This is a genomic window from Streptomyces sp. HUAS MG56, assembly GCF_058673395.1.
Map to the genome: position 1 here is coordinate 2,167,177 of NZ_CM178722.1, position 22,024 is coordinate 2,189,200.

Below are 22,024 nucleotides of genomic sequence, written 5' to 3' on the forward strand. Positions count from 1 at the left end.
GCCTCGTGCGCGGGGTGGTCCTCCGGCGCGTGCCGGGGCACAGCGCGCGGTCCGCGACCGGGCGGCCGGGGGCCGGGCGGATTCGGCGCCGGAGCGGGGCCGCCGGCGAGGGCGCCGACGGCGGTGTGACCAGGCTCAGTTGTCGGCGTAGTGGCGTAGGACCGGGTGCAGGTAGTCCACGTGCGGGCCCGGGAGGGTGGACAGGTCCGCTGGTGAGCCGACCAGTTCGATCCGGTCGAACTCGGGATCGTCACCGCGGGCGGTCTCCGCCGCCACCAGCTCGGCGTACCGGTCGTACAACTCCGGTGCGGGACGCGGCGGGGCGAGGAACAGCACGCCGACGCCGCCGCGCTCGCCCCGGGTGGTCAGCCACCAGGTCAGGGCCTCGGGCGGGGTGTCGGAGCCGGTCTCCTCGGCCAGTTCGCGGGCCGCGTGGGCACGCAGCGCCGCGAGGTCCAACCCGTGGGGCCCGGCCGGGGGTTCGACGGTTCCGCCGGGCAGCTGCCAACGGCCGGGAGCGGCGGTCGAGGGGGACATCCGGCCCACCGTCAGACGGCCGTCGTCGGCGGGCTGGACCACGGCCACGAACAGGGACGAGAGCGTGGGCGAGCCGGGCACGTGCCGCAGCGCGCGGTACCGGTAGGTGGCCCGGGCCCAGGTCAGCACCAGGCCGTCCGCCCCGTCACGCTCCACCCCGACGAGTGCTGCCGCCGGGCCGTCGAAGAGGGCCGGGTTCGCCCGGACCGACTCTTCCCACACCTCGTCCATCGCCGAGCGGTGCGGTCCCGACAGTGCCGGCAGAGCCGTCTCGACCAGGCGCAGGCGTACGGCGGGCAGGAGTTCCACGGTCGCGGGGCCGTGCGCGGTCACCGCAGTGCCGCCAGCGGGTCGTCCAGGACCGGCTGCCAGGCCAGTTCGGCCGCGCCGACCAGGCTGTTGTGGTCCAGCGTGCACGGCAGGATCGGCACGCCGCCGCTCTGGCCCCACAGGCTGCGGTCCGCGACGACCGCGCGCAGCCGGCCGGGGTCGGCGTCCAGCAGGGTGCGGTGCAGGCCGCCGAGGATGATGCGGTCGGGGTTGAGGATGTTGACGAGCCCGGCGAGACCGAGGCCCAGGCGGTCGATGAGCGCCTCGGCGGCCGTACGGACGGACGGGTCGTCGTACTGCGTGCGCAGCAGGTCGTTGGCCTGCTGGAGCAGGGACACCTCGGGGCCCGGCTCGCGGCCCGCCTCGACCAACAGCGCCAGCGGGTCCGCCTCGACGTCCAGACAGCCACGGCTGCCGCAGTGGCAGGGGCGGCCCTCCGGGTTGACCGTGAGGTGGCCGACCTCCAGCGCGAGGCCCGAACTGCCGGTGTGCAGACGGCCGTCGAGGACCAGGGCACCGCCGACGCCCCGGTGCCCGGTGGCCACGCACAGCAGGTCGCGGGCGCCCCGGCCGGCGCCGTGCCGGTGTTCGGCGAGCGCGGCGAGGTTGACGTCGTTGCCGGCGAACGCGGGGCCGGTGAGGCCGGCGGCGCGCACGCACTCCGCGAAGATCCGCCGGACGGGGGCGCCGACGGGCCAGGCCAGGTGCAGGGGGTTGAGGGCGAGTCCGTCGGGTTCGGCGACGGCCGACGGTACGGCGAGCCCGGCGCCGACACAGCGCCGGCCGGTCGTGCGCAACAGCTCGGCGCCCGCCTCCACCACCGAGCCGAGCACCTTCGCCGGGTCGGCGTCGACGGTCTCGCAGCCCGGTGCGGTCGCCACGATCCGTCCGCCGAGGCCGACGAGCGCGGCCCGGAACCCGTCGGCGTGGACCTGGGCCGCCAGCGCCACCGGCCCGTCCTCGGCCAGCTCCAGCCGGTGCGAGGGCCGCCCCTGGGAGCCGGCGGCCGCGCCGGGCCGGGCGTCCACCCGGATCAGCCCGAGCGCCTCCAGCTCGGCGGCCACCGCACCCGCCGTCGCCCGGGTGACCCCGAGTTCGGCGGTGAGCACGGCCCGGGTCGGTGCGCGCCCGGTGTGCACGAGCTCCAGCGCGGGCCCGAGCGCGCCGCGCCCCCGGTCCAGTCGCGCCCTCGGGGTCGTCCTCTCCCCCGCCGTCCGGGGGTCCGCCTTGCCGCTCATGAGGGCGAGTCTCCCATGATCCGCAACCGTGGGTCCGGGCCGCCTGCTACAGCCCGCTCACCCGCAGGGTGATGTTCAGCCGTCCGCCGAGTCCCAGCCAGGGCGGTGCCGTACCGGGACGTACGCGCGGCACCCCGTGGTAGGCCCGCCGCGACGGCCCGCCGAAGACGAACAGATCGCCGCTGCGCAGCTCCACGTCGGTGTACGGCCGGGCGCGCGTCCCGGTGTTGCCGAAGCGGAACACGCACGTGTCGCCGAGGCTCAGCGAGACCACCGGTGCGTCCGCGCGCTCGTCGGCGTCGCGGTGCATGCCCATGCGGGCGTCGCCGTCGTAGAAGTTGATCAGCGCGATGTCGTACGGCGCCGGGGGGACCGCCGCCGGGCCGAGCGTGTCGGCGACCGCGCGGCGGCCCAGCTCGCCGAGCCAGGCCGGGAAGGGCTTCACCGGGGCGCCGTCGCCGTCGACGGCCGTGCGGGCATAGGCGTACGGATACCAGTGCCAGCCCAGGCAGACCTGCCGGGCGGTCATCGTGCCGCCGCCGGGTGTGCGGACCGTGCGCAGTCCGGCCGGGGGCCGGGCCCAGTCCCGGCAGGCGGCGAGCAGATGCCGCTGCTCTTCGTCCGCCAGCCAGCCCGGGGCGTGCACGGCGCCCGGTGCGACCTGCGCGCTCTCCCTGGGAAACAGCTCCGCGTCCACGCGCTCCATCATGGCGCAGGCCCGCCGCACCACCCCTGATCTGCGGCTCCGCTAGCCTGGGGGCACGATGAGCGACCGTATGACGACACCGTGGGGCGAGGTCGAGCTGACCCGCTTCCCCGAGGATCCCCGCGACCGGCTGCGTGCCTGGGACGCCTCCGACGCGTACCTGCTGCGCCACCTGGCCGAGGAACAGGTGCCGCTCACCGGCGCGGTCGTGGTGGTCGGGGACCGCTGGGGCGCGCTGGCGACGGCGCTCGCCGCGTACCACCCGACACAGATCACCGACTCCTTCCTCAGCCAGGAGGCGACCCGGGCGAATCTGGCGCGGGCCGGCGTGGAGCCGGGTGCCGTCCAGCTGCTCACCACCCAGGACCCGCCGCCGGAGCGCGTGGACGTGCTGCTGGTACGGGTGCCGAAGAGCCTCGCCCTGCTGGAGGACCAGCTGCTGCGGCTGGCGCCCGCCGTGCACGCGGGCACGGTCGTCGTCGGCACCGGCATGGTGAAGGAGATCCACACCTCCACGCTCCAGCTCTTCGAGCGGGTCCTCGGTCCGACCCGCACCTCGCTGGCCCGGCAGAAGGCCCGGCTGGTCTTCTGCACCCCGGACCCGGCGCTGGAGCGGCCCGCGAACCCGTGGCCGTACACCTACGCCCTCCCGGGCGACGTCGGGCCGGCCTCCGGGCGCACGGTCGTCAACCACGCCGGCGTCTTCTGCGCCGACCGTCTCGACATCGGCACGCGTTTCCTGCTGCGGCACCTGCCCGGCCCGGGCGCCGCCCGCGTGGTGGACCTCGGCTGCGGCAACGGCGTCGTCGGTACGGCGGTGGCGCTGGCGGACCCGTCGGCCGAGGTGCTGTTCGTCGACGAGTCGTTCCAGGCGGTGGCCTCGGCGGAGGCGACGTACAAGGCCAACGGGGTGCCCGGGCACGCGGAGTTCCGGGTCGGTGACGGGCTGGCCGGGGTGGCCCCGGGCAGCGTGGACCTCGTCCTGAACAACCCGCCGTTCCACTCCCACCAGGCGACGACCGACGCGACGGCATGGCGCATGTTCACCGGCGCGAAGCGCGCGCTGCGGCCGGGCGGCGAGCTGTGGGTGATCGGCAACCGTCATCTCGGGTACCACGTGAAGTTGAAACGGTTGTTCGGCAACAGCGAACTGGTCGCCTCCGACCCGAAGTTCGTGGTGTTGCGGGCGGTCAGGAAGGACTGAACGGCCGGTCAGCCGGAGGTGCGGCTCAGCACCCCGATGATCCGGCGTACCTCGTCCGCCATCGCCTCCCTCCCCACGCTCAGGTACTTCCGCGAGTCGACGGCCTCGGGGTGGGTGGCGAGGAACTCCCGGATCGCCCCGGTCATCGCCACGTTGAGCGCGGTGCCGACGTTGACCTTGGCGATGCCGCCCGCGACCGCCTCGACCAGGCCGTCGTCCGGTACGCCGGAGGAGCCGTGCAGGACGAGCGGGACGGCGAGCGCCGCGGACAGCTGCTTCAGCAGTGCGTGGTCGAGGCGGGCCGTGCGGGTGGTCATGGCGTGCACGCTGCCGACGGCGACGGCGAGCGCGTCGACGCCGGTTCCGGCCACGAAGTCACGGGCCTGGTCGGGATCGGTGCGCGCGCCGGGCGCGTGGGCGTCCAGCGGAGGTCTGCCGTCCTTGCCGCCGACCTGCCCCAACTCGGCCTCGATCCAGAGTCCTTGGGAATGCGCCCAGTCGGCGGCGGCCCGGGTGGCGGAGAGGTTGTCGGCGTACGGCAGCCGGGCCGCGTCGTACATCACCGAGCCGAACCCCGCGCCCGGTGCCTGACGCAGCAGGTCGTCGCTCTGCACATGGTCCAGGTGCAACGCGACGGGCACGGTGGCCCGTTCGGCGGCGGCGACGGCGGCGCGGGCCAGCGGCAGCAGCCGTCCGTAGCGGAACTTGACGGCGTTCTCACTGACTTGGAGGACGACGGGGGCTTCGGCCGACTCGGCGCCGGCGATGACGGCTTCGATGTGTTCCAGGGTGATGACGTTGAACGCGGCGACCGCGGAGCGGGCCGCGGAAGCGGAGGTGATCAGCTCGCCTGTGTTCACGAGGGGCACTTCGGGAGTCCTTCCGAGACGCGGACCGGGGGGGTGGCAGCAGGGGCGGGGCGGCCGGAGGTTCGACCGGGAACGGCCAGGGGTCGGCCGGGTACCGGCAGAGGGTGAGCCGGGCTGCCGCCGGAGATGGGCGGCCGGGGGGCCGGGCAGGCGGTGGCTGGGGGGTGGCTGCGCGTGGGCCGCACATCGGGGAAAGTCGGCGGGAGCCCGGCCGCGCGCGGGCCGGGGCCGGCCATGCGCGGGCCGGAGTCGGCCAGGGTCGGGCCGGGGGCGGCCGGTCGTCAGTCTGGGCCGGCCGGTCGGCCGGGGGTCAAGCCGGTCGGCCGGGCGTCAGGGGGCGAGGATCACCGAGCGGGTGAGATGGCGCGGCCGGTCGGGGTCGAGGCCGTGCGCGGCGGCGACGGCGACCGCGAGCCGCTGGACCCGGACGAGTTCGGCCAGCGGGTCGAGTTCGCCCTCGATCCACAACCCGCCGGTGGCGCCGACCTGTTGGGCGAGCCCTTCGGGCGCCTCGCCGAGCATCCACGCGGCCCTGCCCGCGGTGGTGATGCTGATCGGGCCGTGCCGGTACTCCATCGCCGGATAGGCCTCGGTCCAGGACAGCGAGGCCTCGCGCATCTTCAGACCGGCCTCGTTCGCGAGCCCGACGGTCCAGCCGCGCCCGAGGAAGGTGAACTGGGTGCAGGCGACGAGCTGTTCGGGAAGAGGAGTGGTGAGGGCCGTGCGCGCGTCGGCGACGACGGAGTCGGTGTGCAGGCCGAGATGGGCGCGGAGGAGGGTGAGGGCGGTGGTGGCGAACCGGGTCTGGACGACGGAGCGTTCGTCGGCGAAGTCCAGGACGACGAGGTCGTCGGCGGCGGACATGACAGGGGTGGCGGGGTCGGCGGTGACGGCGGTGGTCCGCGTCCGCCCCCGCAACGCGCCGAGCAGCTCCAGCACTTCCGTCGTCGTACCGGAGCGGGTGAGGGCGACGACCCGGTCGTACGACCGCCCGGACGGGAACTCGGAGGCGGCGAACGCGTCGGTCTCGCCCTGCCCGGCGCCCTCCCGCAGCCCGGCCACCGCCTGCGCCATGAAGTACGAGGTCCCGCACCCCACGATCGCGACCCGCTCCCCGGACTCCGGCAGCGCGGCCTTGTACCGCTGCGCCCCTTCGGCGGCCCGCGCCCAGCACTCCGGCTGGCTGTTCAGCTCGTCCTCGACATGGGTCATGCCCACACCCTTCCCTCGCTGATTGTTCCTGCAAGATATAGCGAGCTTTCGAGCACAATCAAGCATCAACGCGCAGAGGACCGTGCGCTAGGGTCACCGGGAACACGGAGAAGGAGGCTGCGGATGTCCCGGGACGCCCGCTGGAAGGCGCTGCTGGAACTGCTCGTGGAGCGCGGCCGGCTGGAGGTCGAGGAGGCGGCGGCCGAGCTGGAGGTGTCGGCGGCGACGATCCGCCGGGACTTCGACCAGCTCGCCGAGCAGCAGATGCTGGTGCGCACCCGGGGCGGAGCGGTGGTGCACGGGGTGTCGTACGAACTCCCGCTGCGCTACAAGACCGCCCGCCGCGCCTCCGAGAAGCAGCGCATCGCCAAGGCCGTGGCCGATCTGCTGGCGCCGGGCGAGGCGGTGGGGCTCACGGGCGGTACGACCACCACGGAGGTGGCCCGCGCCCTGGCCGTGCGCGGCGACCTGTCCAGCGGCTCACCGGCGCTGACCGTCGTCACCAACGCGCTCAACATCGCCAACGAGCTCGCGGTACGGCCCCAGTTCAAGATCGTGGTGACGGGCGGGGTCGCGCGCCCGCAGTCGTACGAGCTCATCGGCCCGCTCGCGGACGGGGTGCTCGGGCAGATCACGCTCGACGTGGCGGTACTCGGTGTCGTCGCCTTCGACGCCACGCACGGGGCGGCGGCGCACGACGAGGCGGAGGCCGCGATCAACCGGCTGCTGTGCGAGCGCGCCGAGCGGGTGGTGGTCGCCGCCGACTCCAGCAAGCTGGGCCGGCGCGCCTTCGCCCGGATCTGCGGAGCGGAGCTGGTGCACACGCTCGTGACGGACACGGCGGTACCGCAGGAGACGGTACGCCTCTTCGAGGAGGCAGGGATCCGGGTCCTGGCGGTGTGACGCCCGGCCCGAGCCCCGCCGACGCGACGGCCGGCCGGCCCCGGCCGCGACCGGCCCGCACCGAGCCCACCCGGCACGGCGGCCGGTGCGCAACCCCCGGGCACGACACCGGCCCACACCGGACCCACCCGCCACACCGGCCGGCGCAGAACCCCACCCACGACACATCGACCCACACCGAGCCCGGACACCGAGCCCGGTCACCGCGGAGGCCCGCACAGAAGCGGCGCACGCCACCGACGCATCGGGCTCCGCCCACGCCGGATCCGGCCACCTCGGACCCGGCCGCTTCGGATCCGGCCCCTTCCGTGCCGACGTCCGCTTCCGTGCCGACCGCCTCAGAACCGCCCCAGGTCAGCCTTCACGAACCCCGCCCCCCGCTGGTCGTTGCACCCGGTCTGCGGCCGGTCGGCCGGGTCGGGCCAGGTCTGCTGGGCCTGGAGGGCCACGCTCACCAGGGTGAGCAGCAGGTCGACGTCACTCGCGGCGTCGAGGCGCAGGGTCACCCACTGAGAGCCGGGCACGATCCTGATCGCCCCCGAGTCCCTCAGGTCCTTGGCGAAGCGCCGGATGGCCCGGTCGGTCAGCCGTAGATCGACATCGCGGTCCGAGTGGAAGTGGGCGATCTCTCCGTGGGCCGAACCCACCGCCTCTCCCAGGCCGCAGCTCGGGATCGCCTGGCTCAGGTCGGGCCAGGTCGCCAGTTGCGCGAGCGCGCGCGAGGCCAACGTCATGGGGCCATCATGGACCGCTCACCCCTCGGCAACCAGCTCGTGAGCAAGCATTAACCGACCTGTATCCACCGGAGGACCGCGCACGGAATGACTCCGGCCACCCCGAACGGGGCACACGGTGCGCGGGGTTGACGGCACGGCCGGCATCAAGGCACACAAGTAGGCGCAGGTCAAGGACACATCGCTCCCGCCACGGACAGGCCGGAGCCAGTCGCACGCGGCCGAGGGCGGCCCGGACGGCATGCGAAGGCGCTCGTCACCGAGGCGAGCGCTGACGCGTATCCGGTTGTCTCGCGATATGAACACGCTTGGCCCGTCCGTACACGCGAGCACCCTGGAAAGACCTTGCCCCTCCCTTCGGCCTCCCCCTAACCTGAGTTTGTGCCGCAAATAAACAAAACCCGATCGCACAACGTCGTGCCGGGCAGCAGTACCGATCTCACCCGGCTGCGGATCGCCCTGACCGCCTTCTTCGCCCTGGACGGCTTCATCTTCGCCGGATGGGTCGTCCGGATTCCCGACATCAAGGAGCAGACCCACGCCTCGGCCAGCGATCTGGGCCTGGCGCTCCTCGGCGTCTCCGCCGGTGCGGTGATCACGATGACCCTCACCGGGCGCCTGTGCCGGCGCTACGGCAGCCATCCGGTCACCGTGGCCTGCGCCGTTCTGCTCTCCCTCAGCGTCGCCCTGCCCCCGCTCACTCACTCCGCGCCCGCGCTCGGCGCCGTACTGCTGGTGTTCGGCGCCGCCTACGGCGGGATCAACGTGGCCTTCAACAGCGCCGCCGTCGATCTGGTGGCCGCACTGCGGAGGCCGATCATGCCCACGTTCCATGCCGCGTTCAGCCTCGGCGGCATGATCGGCGCGGGCCTCGGCGGACTGGTCGCCGGTGCGCTCTCCCCCACCCGGCATCTGGTCGGCCTCACCCTCACGGGGCTCCTCGTCACCGCCCTCGCCGGACGCACCCTGCTGCGGCAGGAGCCGCCCGTGCCGGCCCGGACCCGCCCGTCGCCGCACCAGAATCCGCGGACCGGCGGCCCGCGACGCGGCGGCCACCGCGGGCTGGTGCTCGTCTTCGGGCTGGTCGCGCTCTGCACGGCCTACGGCGAGGGCGCCATGGCCGACTGGGGCGCGCTCCATCTCCAGCAGGACCTGGCGGCCTCGTCGGGCGTGGCGGCGGCCGGGTACTCGTGTTTCGCGCTGGCCATGACCATCGGCCGGGCGACCGGGACCACACTCCTCGAACGCCTCGGCCGCGCGCGCACCGTGATCGCCGGAGGCGCCGTCGCGGCGGCGGGCATGCTGCTCGGCTCCCTCGCGCCCTCCGTGTGGGCGGCGCTGATCGGCTTCGCCGTCACCGGGCTCGGGCTCGCCAACCTCTTCCCGGTCGCCGTCGAGCGGGCGGGCGCGCTGACCGGCCCGTCCGGGGTCGCCGTCGCCTCGACGCTGGGCTACGGCGGCATGCTCCTCGGGCCGCCCTCGATCGGCTTCATGGCCGACTGGTTCTCTCTGCCGACCGCGCTCACGAGCGTGGCGGCGCTGGCCGCCGTCGCCGCGTTCATCGGGGTCACGACGCGGCGGACCATGGGGCGCTGACGGACCTCGGCCACGCGGCGGTGCAGCGGAAAAGGCGGGCCTTCGAGCGGACTCCATCCGGCACACTCGCCCCATGGAGACTGCCGACTTCCTTCAGACCCTGGACCGCGAGGGCCGACTGCTCGCGGCGGCCGCCGACGCCGCGGGGACCGACGCCAAGGTGCCCACCTGCCCGGAGTGGCAGGTGCGCGACCTGCTGCGGCACACCGGCGCCGTGCACCGCTGGGCCGCCGGCTACATCACCGAAGAGGGCACCGCACGGCGCCCCTTCGGCGACCCGCCGGAGCTGGACGGCGCCGAGCTGGTGGCCTGGTACCGGGACAGTCACCGCCTGCTGGTCGACGCCCTGGCCGCCGCACCCGCCGACCTGGAGTGCTGGACGTTCCTTCCGGCGCCCAGCCCCTCACCGCTGGCGTTCTGGACCCGCCGGCAGGCACACGAGACGACCGTCCACCGGTACGACGCGGAGGCGGCGCGCGGGGGTACGGCCTCCCCGATCGCCCCGGACTTCGCGGTCGACGGCATCGACGAACTGCTGCGCGGCTTCCACGCCCGCTCCCGGAGCCGGCTGCGCACCGAGGAGCCGCGCGTCCTGCGGGTGCGCGCGCTGCACGCGGGGACGGAAGGGGCGCAAGGGGCGGACACCGTGTGGACCGTACGGCTGTCGGCCGAGCCGCCGGCGACCGTGCGGAACACGGCCGGCGCAAATGACGAGACCGGCGAGGCCGGTGAGGCCGAGGCCGAACTGTTCGGGCCCGCCGACGAGTTGTACCTGGCGCTGTGGAACCGCAGGCCGGTGCCGAGTGTGCGCGGCGATCACTCGCTGGCCGAGCTGTGGCGGGAGAAGGGCGGCATCTGACACTCCGTCAGCCTCCATCTCTCCTTCAGTCGGCGCAGGCCAGCATCCGCGCCAGCACCGCGCGCTGCACGGGCCGCACCTCGCCGTGCAGCGCGCGCCCCTTGCCCGTCAGGGCCACCCGGACCCCGCGCCGGTCCTCGGCACACATCGCACGGTCGACCAGGCCGTCCTTCTCCAGGCGGCCGATCAGGCGGGACAGGGCGCTCTGACTGAGGTGGACCCGCTCGGAGATCTCCTGCACGCGGTAGGCGCAGCCGCCGTCGGCCGCCACCCCCTCGGCCAGCAGGTCGAGGACCTCGAAGTCGCTGGCGCACAAGCCGTGTTCGTGCAGCGCCCGGTCCAGCTCGCACTGGGTGCGGGCGTGCAGGGCCAGGATGTTCCGCCACTGCTCCACGAGTGCCTGCTCGGCCCTGTTCGCCGCCATGGGCGCACCGTAGCAGAGAATCAAGATTGTTGCACCGTAATTAAATGCATTTGCATTCAATGCATGCGCATGTACTGTCTTCGGCATGACCTCTCCGCTCACCCCCTCCGCGGCCCCGTCCCCGGCCGTCCGCTGGACTCCTCGCCTGTGGGGCACCCTGCTGGTGCTCTGCGCGGCGATGTTCCTCGACGCGCTGGACGTGTCGATGGTCGGTGTCGCGCTCCCCTCCATCGGCTCCGACCTGCATCTGTCCACGTCGACGCTGCAATGGATCGTCAGCGGCTACATCCTGGGCTACGGAGGCCTGCTCCTCCTCGGCGGACGCACCGCCGACCTGCTCGGCCGGCGCCAGGTGTTCCTCGTCGCGCTCGGCGTCTTCGCGCTCGCGTCGCTGCTCGGCGGGCTCGTGGACTCCGGTCCGCTGCTGATCGCCAGCCGCTTCATCAAGGGCCTCAGCGCGGCCTTCACCGCGCCGGCCGGACTGTCGATCATCACCACGACGTTCCCGTAGGGTCCGCTGCGCAACCGGGCCCTGTCCATCTACACCACCTGCGCCGCCACCGGGTTCTCCATGGGTCTGGTGCTCTCCGGCCTGCTCACCGAGGCCAGCTGGCGCTTCACCATGCTGCTGCCCGCGCCGATCGCCCTGCTCGCACTGGCCGCGGGCCTGCGGCTGCTGCCGCGCAGCGCCCGCGAGGAGAACCACGCCGGCTACGACATCCCGGGCGCCGTCCTCGGCACCGCGTCGATGCTGCTGCTGGTCTACACCGTCGTCCAGGCCCCCGAGGCCGGCTGGGCCTCGGCCCGTACGCTGCTGTCGTTCCTCGCCGTCGCCGTGCTGCTCACCGCGTTCGTCCTGGTCGAGCGGCGTTCGCCGAGCCCGCTGATCCGGCTGGGCGTGCTGCGCTCGGGCAGCCAGGTGCGCGCCCAGCTCGGCGCCATCGCCTTCTTCGGCTCCTACGTGGGCTTCCAGTTCCTGACAACGCTCTACATGCAGTCCCTGCTCGGCTGGTCCGCGCTGCACACGGCGCTCGCGTTCCTGCCGGCCGGCGCACTGGTGGCGGTGTCGTCCACGAAGGTCGGCGCGATCGTCGACCGGTTCGGTACGCCCCGGCTGATCGCGCTGGGCTTCGCCTTCATGGCGCTCGGGTACGCCCTGTTCCTGCGCGTCGATCTCGACCCCGTGTACGCGGCGGTCGTCCTGCCGTCGATGCTGCTGATCGGCGCCGCCTGCGCGCTGGTCTTCCCCTCGCTCAACATCCAGGCCACCAACGGCGTCGAGGACCATGAGCAGGGCATGGTCTCCGGTCTGCTGAACACCTCGGTGCAGGTGGGCGGCGCGCTGTTCCTGGCGGTGGCGACGGCCGTGGTCACCGCGGGCGCCCCCGCACACGCCACTCCGCAGGCCGTCCTCGACAGCTACCGGCCCGGCTTCCTCGTCGTCACGGGCATCGCGCTGGCGGGCCTGCTGATCACGCTCACCGGTCTGCGCGGCCGCCGTAGCCGGCCGTCCGTGGTGGTCGCCCGGTCCACGTCCACGGCGCGGGAGGCGGAAGCGGAGCGCGTGGCGGTCCGCGACTAGCGGGTGTCGTTCGGATCAGGCCGGCCGAGACGAACGGTGCGGATCGGCCGACCCGAGCGGGATCGTGGGGCCCCTCCCGCGCGAGCGAAGCCGAGCGTGGGGAGTCGGCGAGTGACGACAACCCGGCTGGGGGTGCCCCCTCTGGGGGAGGGCGTGCCAGGGCCCGCGACGCCGGGATGATCCAGACGACACCTCCCAGGGGGAAGCCTCCGTACGTGCGCCCGGCGGGAGTTGGTTTGCCCGCCGGGCGCACGTCTGTGAGGCTGAGGTGATGGACAGCCACGGGGGACGCCGCACCAAGGTCCAGCAGGACGCGGCCACGGTCGAGATCGGCTATGCGCTGGTGAGCGCCGGGTTCGCGGCCGCGGTGCTGTTCGGAGCCGTCGCGGGGCCGGCGCTGCTCTTCGCTCTGCCCCGAGCGCTGAGGACGGCGCTGGTGTGGATCGGTCTCGTGGCCGCGTCCGTGGTCTTCCTGGCCCGGGTGGTGAGCGTGCTGGTGCGCTTCCGGCGGGGCGCTCAGCCCAGCCAGCCGGGTCGCACCAATCCCGACTCGTAGGCCAGCACGACGAGTTGGGCGCGGTCGCGGGCGCCCAGTTTCACCATCGCGCGGCTCACATGGGTCTTGGCCGTCAGCGGGCTGACCACCAGGCGGCGGGCGATCTCCTCGTTGGACAGGCCGATGCCGACCAGCGCCATCACCTCCCGCTCCCGCTCGGTGAGCCGGGCGAGGGCGTCGGCCGCCGCGGGCTCCTTGGAGCGGGCCGCGAACTCGGCGATCAGGCGCCGGGTGACGCCCGGCGACAGCAGCGCGTCGCCGTCGACCACCGCCCGTACGGCGCGCACGAGTTCGTCCGGTTCGGTGTCCTTCACCAGGAAGCCTGAGGCGCCGCAGCGGATGGCCTCGAAGACGTACTCGTCGAGCTCGAAGGTGGTGAGCATGACCACCTTGACGTCCGCCAGATCCGCGTCGTCCGTGATGCGCCGGGTCGCGGCCAGGCCGTCGAGCCGGGGCATGCGGATGTCCATGAGGACGACGTCCGGCGCCCGTTCGCGCACCAGGCGCAGCGCCTCCTCGCCGTCGGCCGCCTCGCCGGCCACCTCGATGTCCGGCTGCGCGTCGAGCAGCGCTCTGAAACCGGCCCGCACGAGCGACTGGTCGTCGGCGAGCAGTACCCGGATCACTGGTCCTCCCTGAGATGCGACGGCAGCACGGCGAGCACCCGGAAGCCGCCGTCGGGGCGCGGGCCCGCCTCGATGGTGCCACCCAGCGCGGCCGCCCGCTCCCGCATGCCGGCCAGCCCGTTCCCGCTGCCCCCGGCGTCGGCTCCGGTCGCGGGTCCGTCGTCGTCGACGCGCAGCCGCAGCGCGTCGCCGTCATGGGCGAACGCCACGCGCGCGTGCCGCGATCCGGAGTGCCGTACGACGTTGGTCAGCGCCTCCTGGACGATGCGGAACGCGGCCAGGTCGGCCCCCGCCGGCAGCTGCGGCGGCACGCCCTCGACCTCGACGCTCAGCCCGGCGGCGGCCGCCTGTTCCACCAGTTCCGGCAGCCGGTCCAGGCCGGGGGCGGGCGTGCGCGGGGCGGCGCCGGGGGCGCGCAGGGTGTCGAGCACCTGGCGGACCTCGCCGAGGGCCTCCTTGCTGGCGGCCTTGATGGTGGTGAGCGCGGTCCGCGCCTGCTCGGGGTCGCTGTCGAGCAGCGCGAGGCCCATGCCGGCCTGGACGTTGATGACGGAGATGCTGTGCGCGAGGACGTCGTGCAGTTCGCGGGCGATCCGCAGCCGTTCCTCGTCGGCGCGCCGCCGGGCCGCCTGGGCGCGGTCAGCCCGCTCCCGGGCCCACTGTTCGCGCCGCACCCGGGCCAGTTCGGCCACGGCGAACACCGCCAGCACCCAGACGGCGAGGCCGATCTCCTGGATGACGCCCGCGCCCTTGTCCCCCGGGGGCGGCAGCCAGCGGTACAGCCAGAGCGCGACCAGGGCGTGCCCGGCCCACAGCAGTCCCACGGCCGCCCAGGCGGCTCGCCGGTGCCCGGCCACGACCGCGCTGAAGCAGGCCACCGCGACCGTCAGATAGACCGGCCCGTAGGGGTAGCCCGCGGCCAGGTAACCGAGGGTCACCGCCGCCGTGCCGAACACCACGGCCACCGGGTGGCGGTGGCGCCACAGCAGCAGGAGCGAGGCGGCGAGCAGCAGCACGCGCGCGTAGAGATCGAGCGGCACCCGGTGCGGCTGGCCGTGCCCGGCGAAGTTGCTGCCGACCAGCACGAACACGGTGAACAGCGCCGTCGAGCGCCACGGCCAGGCCCGCCCCCGGTGCGGCTCCGTGTCGTCCGGGCCGTCGCGCCAGGCAGGTCCGTACCGCGACCACGGGGGCCCGTACCGCCACCGCGGCGAGGGGGCGCGCTGCTCTTCCATGCCCGCCACGCTAGACGCCGGCGGCGGCGCCGGACGTCCGCCGGGCGAGGTGATCACCCGTACTCCCCGGGGAGTACGGCGCCCGCCACAGGGGACCCCGCCCCTACCGCAGCCCCACCCCGTGTGCCAGCCGCGTGACCGTGTGCCGGAAGAAGCTCTCCCGGTCCTCGACCACCTTGTGGAACTGGCCGAACAGCTCGAAGCTCACCAGCCCGAACAGCTGGGCCCAGGCCGCCACCATCGCCGCGGCGACCTCGGGGGGCAGGTCGGGGGCGAGGTCGGCGGCCATGCGCTCGGCCTCGGGGCGCAGGGAGGCGGGCAGGGGCAGGTCGGCGAGCCCGGGGCCCTCGTGGGCGGCGCGGATGATGTCGATGAGGACGAGGCCCACGCGGGAGGCGGCCGGGACGGTGGTCTCGGGGGCGGCGTAGCCGGGCACGGGCGAGCCGTAGATCAGCGCGTACTCGTGCGGATGCGCGAGCGCCCAGCCGCGCACCGCCTCGCACACGGCGGTCCAGCGGGCCACGGGCGCGGCACCGCGCGCCGCGTCGTGCGCCCGCTCCGCACGCTCGCCGAGGGAGTCGTAGGCGTCGATGATCAGGGCGGTCAGCAGCTCGTCGCGGCTGGGGAAGTACCGGTACAGGGCCGAGGAGACCATGCCGAGTTCGCGCGCGACGGCCCGCAGCGAGAGCTTCGCCGCTCCTTCGTCCGCCAGCTGTCTGCGGGCCGCTTCCTTGATGGCGGCGGTGACTTCGGTCCTGGCCCGTGCGCGGGCGCCCTGTGGGGTGCTCATACCCTCAAGTCTGCCACGAGAGAGAGCAGTGCACACAAAAGAGAGCAGCGCTCTTGCATTCTCGTGCCGGCCTCCCCCACACTGGAGCCAACCGAGAGCACCGCTCTCCCGAACCGTGGGGGTCACCATGTCGTCACACGTCAAGAAGCCGGGCTGGTTCACCGTCAACGTCTTCAACCGGACGGTGGCCTGGCTCACCGGCCGCGGCATCAGCATCTGGGGCTCCCGGGTCCTCGCGGTGCGCGGACGCAAGAGCGGGCAGTGGCGTACGACTCCGGTGAACCTGCTGACGGTGGACGGGCAGCAGTACCTGGTCGCCCCGCGCGGCCATGTCCAGTGGACCCGCAACATGCGGGCGGTCGGCGGGGGCGAGCTGAGGCTCGGCAGTAACGTGGACGTCTTCACCGCCGCCGAGGTCGCCGACGACGACAAGGTCCCGCTGCTGCGCGCCTACCTCAAGCGCTGGAAGGCAGAGGTCGGAGTCTTCTTCGACGGCGTCGGCCCCGACTCCCCGGACGAGGACCTGCGCCGCATCGCCCCCGACCACCCCGTCTTCCGGATCACCGTCACGAACTGACCGGATCCTCCGCCGGGGCGCCCTGCTCCCGGTCCAGCGCGGTCAGGGCGCGCTGGGCGAGCGGGCGGGAGCGGACGATCTCGGCGACCGAGGTCTTGCCCTGGGTGATCTCCCGGAACGCCCGCCAGGCGGGGCGGAATCCGGTGAGGGCCGCGTGGAAGAGGCCGGGACGCTTCTCGAACGCGGTCAGCAGCCGCTTGCCGACGCTCATCTCGACGCCGAGTCCGGCCTTGACCGCGAACGCGTAGTTCAGGGCCTGGCGGCGGGTGTCGACCGCGTCGTGCGCCTCGGCGATGCGCACCGCCCACTCCCCCGCGAGCCGGCCCGAGCGCAGCGCGAAGGAGATGCCCTCGCGCGTCCACGGCTCCAGCAGACCGGCCGCGTCACCGCAGACCAGCACCCGCCCCCGGGACAGCGGCGAGTCGTCCGCGCGGCAGCGGGTCAGATGCCCGGAGGAGATGGACGGCTCGAAGCCGGCCAGACCGAGCCGGGCGATGAAGTCCTCCAAGTACCGCTTCGTGGCGGCGCCTTCGCCGCGCGCGGAGATCACGCCGACCGTCAGGGTGTCGCCCTTCGGGAACACCCAGCCGTAACTGCCCGGCATCGGGCCCCAGTCGATGAGGACCCGGCCCTTCCAGTCCTCCGCGACGGACTCCGGGACCGGGATCTCCGCCTCCAGGCCGAGGTCCACCTGGGCCGGCTTCACCCCGACATGGGCCCCTATCCGGCTGGCGCTGCCGTCGGCGCCGACGACCGCGCGGGCCAGCACCGTCTCGCCGCCCTGGAGCAGGACGGCGACCGTGCGCCGGTCGGGGACCGCCGAGCCGTGCTGCTCCACGCGCTGCACCGTGACGCCCGTACGCAGCTCGGCGCCCGCCTTCTGGGCGTGCTCGACCAGCTGCTGGTCGAACTCGGGGCGGTTGATCAGGCCGAACAGCATCTGCTTGGAGCGGCGGGTGCGGGCGAACCGGCCGTTGTGGGAGAACGTGACCGCGTGCACCCGGTCGCGGAAGGGCAGCTCGAAGCCCGGGGGCAGCGCGTCGCGCGAGGGGCCGATGATGCCGCCGCCACAGGTTTTGTAGCGCGGCAACTCGGCTTTCTCCAGCAACAGCACGCGCCGTCCGGCGACCGCGGCCGCATAGGCGGCCGAGGCCCCCGCGGGTCCCGCGCCCACCACGACGACGTCCCACACCTGCTGCACGTCGTCCGCCGAAGAGTTCTCGCCGCTCACGATGGTCTACTGCTCCGATCCAGCCGCTGCCGTAGTGTCCCCCGCATCCTACGGCGGTCGTCGCCGCAGGCCACTGTGGGAGTATCGGGGTACTCACCCCGTTCAACGTCGCACCCACGAGGAGCGTGCCCATGTCGTCGAATCCGGTCGCCGAGACCGTCGCCTCGCTGATGCCCCGGGCGAAGGCGGAGCTGACCGAGCTCGTCGCCTTCCGGTCGGTGGCCGACTTCGCGCAGTTCCCGAAGAGCGAGAGCGAGGCCGCCGCGCGCTGGATCACCGAGGCGCTCACCGCCGAGGGCTTCGTCGACGTGGCCCTGCTGGACACCCCGGACGGCACTCAGTCGGTCTACGGCTACCTGCCGGGCCCCGAGGGTGCGAAAACGGTTCTGCTCTACGCCCACTACGACGTGCAGCCGCCGCTGGACGAGGCCGGCTGGACCACCCCGCCGTTCGAGCTGACCGAGCGCGGCGGCCGCTGGTACGGCCGCGGGAGCGCCGACTGCAAGGGCGGCTTCATCATGCACCTGCTCGCGCTGCGCGCCCTGAAGGCGAACGGCGGCGTCCCGGTGAACGTGAAGATGATCGTCGAGGGCTCGGAGGAGCAGGGCACCGGCGGTCTGGAGCGCTACGCCGAGCAGCACCCCGAGCTGCTCGCGGCCGACACGATCGTGATCGGCGACGCGGGCAACTTCCGGGCCGGCCTGCCCACCGTGACCACCATCCTGCGCGGGATGACCCTGGTCCGGGTGCAGATCGACACCCTGGAGGGCAACCTGCACTCGGGCCAGTTCGGCGGAGCCGCCCCGGACGCGCTGGCCGCGCTGATCCGGGTCCTGGACTCGCTGCGCGCCGCGGACGGCTCGACCACCGTCGACGGTCTCGACTCCTCGGCCACGTGGGACGGCCTGGAGTACACCGAGGAGCAGTTCCGCTCCGACGCCCGGGTGCTCGACGGTGTCGAACTGACCGGCGGCGGCGCCGTCGCCGACCGCCTGTGGGCCCGCCCGGCGGTCAGCGTCCTCGGCATCGACTGCCCGCCGGTCGTCGGCGCGACCCCCTCGGTGCAGTCCACGGCCCGGGCCCTGATCAGCCTGCGGGTGCCGCCGGGCGTGGACGCCGCCGAGGCGACCAAGCTGCTCCAGGCCCACATCGAGGCGCACACCCCGTGGGGCGCCCGGGTCAGCACCGAGCACATCGGCCAGGGCCAGCCCTTCCGCGCCGACCCCACCAGCCCGGCCTACCGGGCGATGGCCGACGCGATGGCCGCGGCCTACCCCGGTGAGACCATGCAGTACGCCGGACAGGGCGGCTCCATCCCGCTGTGCAACACCCTCGCCGGGCTGTACCCACGGGCCGAGATCCTGCTGATCGGTCTCAGCGAGCCGGAGGCGCAGATCCACGCGGTCAACGAGAGCGTCTCCCCCGAGGAGCTGGAGCGCCTGTCGGTCGCCGAGGCGCTGTTCCTGCGCAACTACGCCGGCTGACCCCTCCGGGTCCCCCGTCCGCCGCTTCTGCCGGCGGCAGAGCGCCCTCGCCTGCGGGCGGGGGCGCTGCCTACGGTCGGGGCATGGACGTCATCGAACTGCTCCCCCGGCTGCACCTGCTGCGCTTCCCTGTCGGCCAGGCCTATCTCTGGCGCGACGACGACGAGTTGACGCTCGTCGACACGGGCACGATCGGTGCGGGCCCGGCGATCGCCGACGCGATCACGGCGCTGGGGCACGCGCCCTCGGACGTACGGCGGATCGTGCTGACCCATTTCCACGAGGACCACGTGGGCGGGGCGGGCGAGTTCGCGGCGCTGAGCGGCGCCGAGGTGCTGGCGCACCACCTCGACGCCCCGGTCGTCCGCGGGGAACTCCCCGGCCCACGGCCCCGGTTCGAGGACTGGGAGCTGCCGATCCACCTTGAAGTGAGCAAGCACCTGCCCCAGGGGACGCCGGTGCCGCCCCCCTCGGTCACCGACGTGTCCGACGGCGAGGTGCTCGACTTCGGCGGCGGGGCACGCGTGCTCCATGTCCCCGGGCACACGGACGGCAGCATCGCGCTGTTCCTGCCCGCCGAGGGCGTGCTGTTCACCGGGGACACGGTGGCCGCGTCACCGGCCGACGGCTCGGTGATCCCAGGGGTGTTCAACCTCGACCGCCCGCAACTCCTCGCCTCTCTGCGGCGGTTGGCGGAGCTGGACGCGGAGGTGGCGTGCTTCGGGCACGGCGACCCGGTGCTGTCGGGTGCGGCGGCGGTGCTGCGCGAGGTGGCAGCCACCGCCTGAACACCGGACCACCGGGATCAGCCGACCGGCACCCCGCCCTCCAGATACAGGGCGGTGCCCCGCTCACGGGCCCGCAGCGCCCAGCGCAGCCGCTCATAGCGGACCGGCGGGAGCATCCCGGCGGCCTCCTGCTCGCCGGCGAAGCGCCAGGCGCGCAGCTCCGGGCCCGGCAGCAGCACCCGGGACGCCTCGGCGGGCTCCAGTCTGCCGCCGTCGAACAGCAGCCGCAGCCCGCCGAAGCCGGGCGGGGCGGGCCGCTCCCAGTCCACGACGAGCAGCCGGGGCACCTCCCGCAGCTCTATCCCGGTCTCCTCGGCGACCTCCCGCATCCCGGCACGGGCGGGCGCCTCACCCCGCTCGACCACCCCGCCGGGGAACTCCCAGCCGGGCTTGTAGGTCGGGTCGACGAGCAGCACCCGGTCGTGTTCGTCGAAGAGCAGCACCCCGGCGGCGAGCGTCTCGGCGGTCGGCTCGGGGGTCTGCACGATGTCGCAGGGGGGTACGGTCCCGCCGGAGACGGCGTCGGCGATGCGGACGGCGGTCTCGTACGGGGTGAGGTCGCCGGTGTCCACGAGGTGGGCGTCGGCGGTGAGCCAGGAGGCGAGGGCGGCGCGGTAGGGCTCGATGTGGTCGTACGACCACTGCCGTATCCGTATCTCGCCGTCGGGCAGGTCGGGCGGGATCTCCCGGTCGGCTATCCGCTCGCGCAGGATCGTTTCGGCCGGGGCGAGGAGCAGATGGTGCACGGGGATCCTGCGGGTGGCGAGGCCGCCGAAGATCTCGTCGCGGTACTCCTGGCGGAGCAGGGTCATGGGCACCACGAGGGTCCCGCCCAGCTCGGCCAGCATCGCGGCGGCCGTGTCGACCATCAGCCTGCGCCAGATCGGCAGGTCCTGGATGTCGCCGACCTCGGCGAGGCGCTTGGGCGGCAGGAGGTGCGTGAGCGACCCGCCGACGACCTCGGGGTCGAAGAGCGTGCTGTTCGGGATCAGCTCGATCAGTTCCCGTGCGGCGGTGGTCTTCCCCGCACCGAACGCGCCGTTGATCCAGACGACGGTCACGGACTCCCCCTCTTCTGTTGGCCCCCTGTGGCTTGCCCGCAACACCCTGCCACGGAAACCCCGCCCCGGTGAGGGCGTCCGCACAGGAGTGCCGGTGCCCCCTGCGGCGGGAACACCGGCATGCGCGCGGAGAGCGCCGAAGCCAGGGGGTGTCGTCTGGATCAGGCCGGCCTGATCCAGACGACACCCCCTAGTTCTGCCCGAAGTCCTGCGGGAAGGCCCGATCGAAGGCGTGGTCGAAGGCCTGGGCGCCGGACTGCCGGCCGGCGGGGGCGAGACCGTCCTGGTCGACGAGGTCACCGGTCGAGTGGACGGTGTCCTGGACACCGAGCTCGTCGAGCGGACCGTTGTCCGCCGCGTGGGACGGGGTGACGGCGGCCACGACGAATCCGGTGGCCAGGGTGGCGAGGGCGAGGATGCTGCGCTTCTTCATGCGCTGACCAACTGGAAAGGCGGCCGGGGGTCACGCGGACCGCGCGCCTTCCGCTCATCAGGCCGATCGCCGTCCGGCGCGCGGGCGCCCCGGCCGTACGGGCGCCCCGGCGGGAAAATTCCGTGGCTCCGCCGATCATGTGCCGGATATCCTCCGGGGCCAGAGCGTCGACGATCACCTTCTTCAACGCCCCACCGCCGGACGGATCGAGGTCGCATGCGCGCGCAGGTGAGCGGTTTCCCGGCCGTCGGCCCCGACGGCGATCCCCTCGGTCTCGTGGCGCGCTCGGCCGACCGGCTCGTACGGTCCGCCGGCGCGCTGTCCGACGCCGCGCTGCGTGCCCCGGCCGGGCTGCCCGGGTGGACGCGCGGCCATGTGCTCGCCCATGTCGCCCACAGCGCCGACGCCTACGTCCGGCTGCTCGGGCTCGCGCGCACCGGCCGCGAGCCGGGCCCCCGCGCGGACCGGGCGTCACTGGCCGCCGCGCTGGAGCGGGACGCGGCCCTGCCCGCCGGCCGGCTCACGGCCCTGCTGCGCGAGAGCCTCGACCGGTTCACGGCGCAGGCGCGCGCGATGCCCGCCCCCGCCTGGGACCGTCTGGTCCCCGCGCTGGCCGGCTGGCGGCACCCGGCCTGGTATCTGATGCTGCGCTGCCTGCGGGAGCTGGAGACCCACCACCTGGACCTCGGCACCGGTCACGGCACCGAGCAGTGGCCCGGCGCGTATGTCTCCTGGGCGCTGGACGACACGCTCGGCACCCTGCGGGCGCAGGGCTTCGCGCTCGCCTCGGTGGAGGCCGTGGACCTGGGCCGGCGCTGGACCCTGGCGCCGCAGGGCCCCTCGGTCACGGGGGCCGGACACCGGATCCTCGGCTGGCTCACCGGACGACTGCCCGCCGACACCCTGGTTCCTGACGCACCGGCGCATCTCCTGCCCCGGCCGCCCGCCTGGCCCCAGCCTCCGCTGCCGGGCTGGGGCCGCGTCGGCGACGGCGCATGAGCCGAGCGAAGCCAACACATCCGAACACTCGACGAGCTCACAGGGTGAAA

General features: G+C 73.9%; 22 protein-coding genes and 1 pseudogene. 10 read left to right on the plus strand and 13 right to left on the minus strand.

Features of this window, described 5'->3' with window-relative positions; translation table 11 throughout:
- Positions 1-135: 135 nt before the first annotated feature.
- From AC4OXY_RS10485 to AC4OXY_RS10495, 3 genes are read right to left on the minus strand one after another with little or no spacing between them, the layout of a single operon-like run.
- Entirely contained in the window at positions 136-870 is a 735-nt protein-coding gene (locus AC4OXY_RS10485) for an NUDIX domain-containing protein (protein ID WP_491993750.1), read from the minus strand.
- Positions 867-2,105 carry an ROK family protein gene (locus AC4OXY_RS10490; RefSeq protein ID WP_356023547.1) on the minus strand — a complete coding sequence of 413 codons (1,239 nt, stop codon included), beginning with the start codon at positions 2,103-2,105 and terminating at the stop codon, positions 867-869. The genes AC4OXY_RS10485 and AC4OXY_RS10490 overlap by 4 nt, the downstream gene beginning before the upstream one ends.
- A 46-nt stretch (positions 2,106-2,151) precedes the next feature.
- On the minus strand, positions 2,152-2,802 hold the full coding sequence (locus tag AC4OXY_RS10495; protein WP_356023545.1) for an alpha-ketoglutarate-dependent dioxygenase AlkB family protein: 651 nt from the start codon (positions 2,800-2,802) through the stop codon (positions 2,152-2,154).
- Positions 2,803-2,881: 79 nt separating this feature from the next.
- Between AC4OXY_RS10495 and AC4OXY_RS10500 the strand changes: the two genes are divergently transcribed.
- On the plus strand, positions 2,882-4,015 hold the full coding sequence (locus tag AC4OXY_RS10500; RefSeq protein ID WP_356023543.1) for a methyltransferase: 1,134 nt from the start codon (positions 2,882-2,884) through the stop codon (positions 4,013-4,015).
- A gap of 8 nt (positions 4,016-4,023) precedes the next feature.
- Here AC4OXY_RS10500 and AC4OXY_RS10505 read toward each other — a convergent pair whose 3' ends face one another.
- Positions 4,024-4,884: a class II fructose-bisphosphate aldolase gene (locus AC4OXY_RS10505; protein WP_356023541.1), complete on the minus strand. Its 861-nt coding sequence runs from the start codon at positions 4,882-4,884 to the stop codon at positions 4,024-4,026.
- A gap of 330 nt (positions 4,885-5,214) precedes the next feature.
- Positions 5,215-6,096 (minus strand): SIS domain-containing protein, encoded by an 882-nt coding sequence (locus tag AC4OXY_RS10510; protein WP_356023539.1) that lies wholly within the window; start codon positions 6,094-6,096, stop codon positions 5,215-5,217.
- A gap of 123 nt (positions 6,097-6,219) precedes the next feature.
- Here AC4OXY_RS10510 and AC4OXY_RS10515 point away from each other — a divergent pair, with 123 nt between their 5' ends.
- Positions 6,220-6,999, plus strand: a complete 780-nt coding sequence (locus AC4OXY_RS10515; protein ID WP_356023537.1) for a DeoR/GlpR family DNA-binding transcription regulator — start codon at positions 6,220-6,222, stop codon at positions 6,997-6,999.
- 338 nt (positions 7,000-7,337) lie between these two features.
- Here the strand turns inward: AC4OXY_RS10515 and AC4OXY_RS10520 are convergent, their stop codons facing one another.
- Entirely contained in the window at positions 7,338-7,733 is a 396-nt protein-coding gene (locus tag AC4OXY_RS10520) for a luciferase domain-containing protein (RefSeq protein ID WP_491993751.1), read from the minus strand.
- A gap of 417 nt (positions 7,734-8,150) precedes the next feature.
- Here AC4OXY_RS10520 and AC4OXY_RS10525 point away from each other — a divergent pair, with 417 nt between their 5' ends.
- Together AC4OXY_RS10525 and AC4OXY_RS10530 are read left to right on the plus strand one after the other, a co-directional pair.
- Complete coding sequence (locus tag AC4OXY_RS10525) at positions 8,151-9,329, plus strand: MFS transporter (RefSeq protein WP_491993752.1); 1,179 nt, start codon at positions 8,151-8,153, stop codon at positions 9,327-9,329.
- A 73-nt stretch (positions 9,330-9,402) separates the two neighbouring features.
- Positions 9,403-10,188, plus strand: coding sequence for a maleylpyruvate isomerase family mycothiol-dependent enzyme (locus AC4OXY_RS10530; protein ID WP_356023531.1), 786 nt, complete (start codon positions 9,403-9,405; stop codon positions 10,186-10,188).
- 25 nt (positions 10,189-10,213) lie between these two features.
- Here the strand turns inward: AC4OXY_RS10530 and AC4OXY_RS10535 are convergent, their stop codons facing one another.
- Positions 10,214-10,612, minus strand: a complete 399-nt coding sequence (locus tag AC4OXY_RS10535; RefSeq protein ID WP_356023529.1) for a MarR family winged helix-turn-helix transcriptional regulator — start codon at positions 10,610-10,612, stop codon at positions 10,214-10,216.
- 85 nt (positions 10,613-10,697) lie between these two features.
- On the opposite strand from AC4OXY_RS10535, the pseudogene AC4OXY_RS10540 reads away from it, so the two are divergent.
- Positions 10,698-12,194 (plus strand): annotated as a pseudogene (locus AC4OXY_RS10540) (MFS transporter).
- Positions 12,195-12,465: 271 nt separating this feature from the next.
- Positions 12,466-12,750, plus strand: a complete 285-nt coding sequence (locus tag AC4OXY_RS10545) for a DUF6332 family protein (protein WP_356023525.1) — start codon at positions 12,466-12,468, stop codon at positions 12,748-12,750.
- On the opposite strand, the gene AC4OXY_RS10550 is transcribed toward AC4OXY_RS10545, so the two are convergent.
- The 3 genes from AC4OXY_RS10550 to AC4OXY_RS10560 form a co-directional block, all read right to left on the minus strand.
- Positions 12,711-13,376, minus strand: coding sequence for a response regulator transcription factor (locus tag AC4OXY_RS10550; RefSeq protein ID WP_356023523.1), 666 nt, complete (start codon positions 13,374-13,376; stop codon positions 12,711-12,713). The genes AC4OXY_RS10545 and AC4OXY_RS10550 overlap by 40 nt on opposite strands.
- Positions 13,373-14,611, minus strand: a complete 1,239-nt coding sequence (locus AC4OXY_RS10555; RefSeq protein ID WP_491993753.1) for a sensor histidine kinase — start codon at positions 14,609-14,611, stop codon at positions 13,373-13,375. The genes AC4OXY_RS10550 and AC4OXY_RS10555 overlap by 4 nt, the downstream gene beginning before the upstream one ends.
- A gap of 103 nt (positions 14,612-14,714) precedes the next feature.
- Positions 14,715-15,401, minus strand: coding sequence for a TetR/AcrR family transcriptional regulator (locus AC4OXY_RS10560; RefSeq protein ID WP_362820167.1), 687 nt, complete (start codon positions 15,399-15,401; stop codon positions 14,715-14,717).
- Positions 15,402-15,528: 127 nt separating this feature from the next.
- Here AC4OXY_RS10560 and AC4OXY_RS10565 point away from each other — a divergent pair, with 127 nt between their 5' ends.
- On the plus strand, positions 15,529-15,978 hold the full coding sequence (locus tag AC4OXY_RS10565) for a nitroreductase family deazaflavin-dependent oxidoreductase (protein ID WP_356023517.1): 450 nt from the start codon (positions 15,529-15,531) through the stop codon (positions 15,976-15,978).
- Here the strand turns inward: AC4OXY_RS10565 and AC4OXY_RS10570 are convergent.
- Positions 15,968-17,209, minus strand: a complete 1,242-nt coding sequence (locus AC4OXY_RS10570) for a geranylgeranyl reductase family protein (protein WP_356023515.1) — start codon at positions 17,207-17,209, stop codon at positions 15,968-15,970. The two genes, AC4OXY_RS10565 and AC4OXY_RS10570, sit on opposite strands and share 11 nt — an antisense overlap.
- Before the next feature lie 131 nt (positions 17,210-17,340).
- Between AC4OXY_RS10570 and AC4OXY_RS10575 the strand changes: the two genes are divergently transcribed.
- Complete coding sequence (locus AC4OXY_RS10575) at positions 17,341-18,693, plus strand: dipeptidase (RefSeq protein ID WP_356023513.1); 1,353 nt, start codon at positions 17,341-17,343, stop codon at positions 18,691-18,693.
- 83 nt (positions 18,694-18,776) lie between these two features.
- Entirely contained in the window at positions 18,777-19,481 is a 705-nt protein-coding gene (locus tag AC4OXY_RS10580; protein ID WP_491993754.1) for an MBL fold metallo-hydrolase, read from the plus strand.
- Positions 19,482-19,498: 17 nt separating this feature from the next.
- Here the strand turns inward: AC4OXY_RS10580 and AC4OXY_RS10585 are convergent, their stop codons facing one another.
- Both AC4OXY_RS10585 and AC4OXY_RS10590 read right to left on the minus strand, forming a co-directional pair.
- Positions 19,499-20,542 (minus strand): NUDIX hydrolase, encoded by a 1,044-nt coding sequence (locus tag AC4OXY_RS10585; protein ID WP_491993755.1) that lies wholly within the window; start codon positions 20,540-20,542, stop codon positions 19,499-19,501.
- Between the two features lie 190 nt (positions 20,543-20,732).
- A complete protein-coding gene (locus AC4OXY_RS10590) occupies positions 20,733-20,975 on the minus strand; it encodes a hypothetical protein (RefSeq protein ID WP_356023772.1) in 243 nt (80 codons plus the stop codon).
- 216 nt (positions 20,976-21,191) lie between these two features.
- Here AC4OXY_RS10590 and AC4OXY_RS10595 point away from each other — a divergent pair, with 216 nt between their 5' ends.
- A complete protein-coding gene (locus tag AC4OXY_RS10595) occupies positions 21,192-21,974 on the plus strand; it encodes a maleylpyruvate isomerase family mycothiol-dependent enzyme (RefSeq protein ID WP_376288470.1) in 783 nt (260 codons plus the stop codon).
- Positions 21,975-22,024 lie beyond the last annotated feature (50 nt).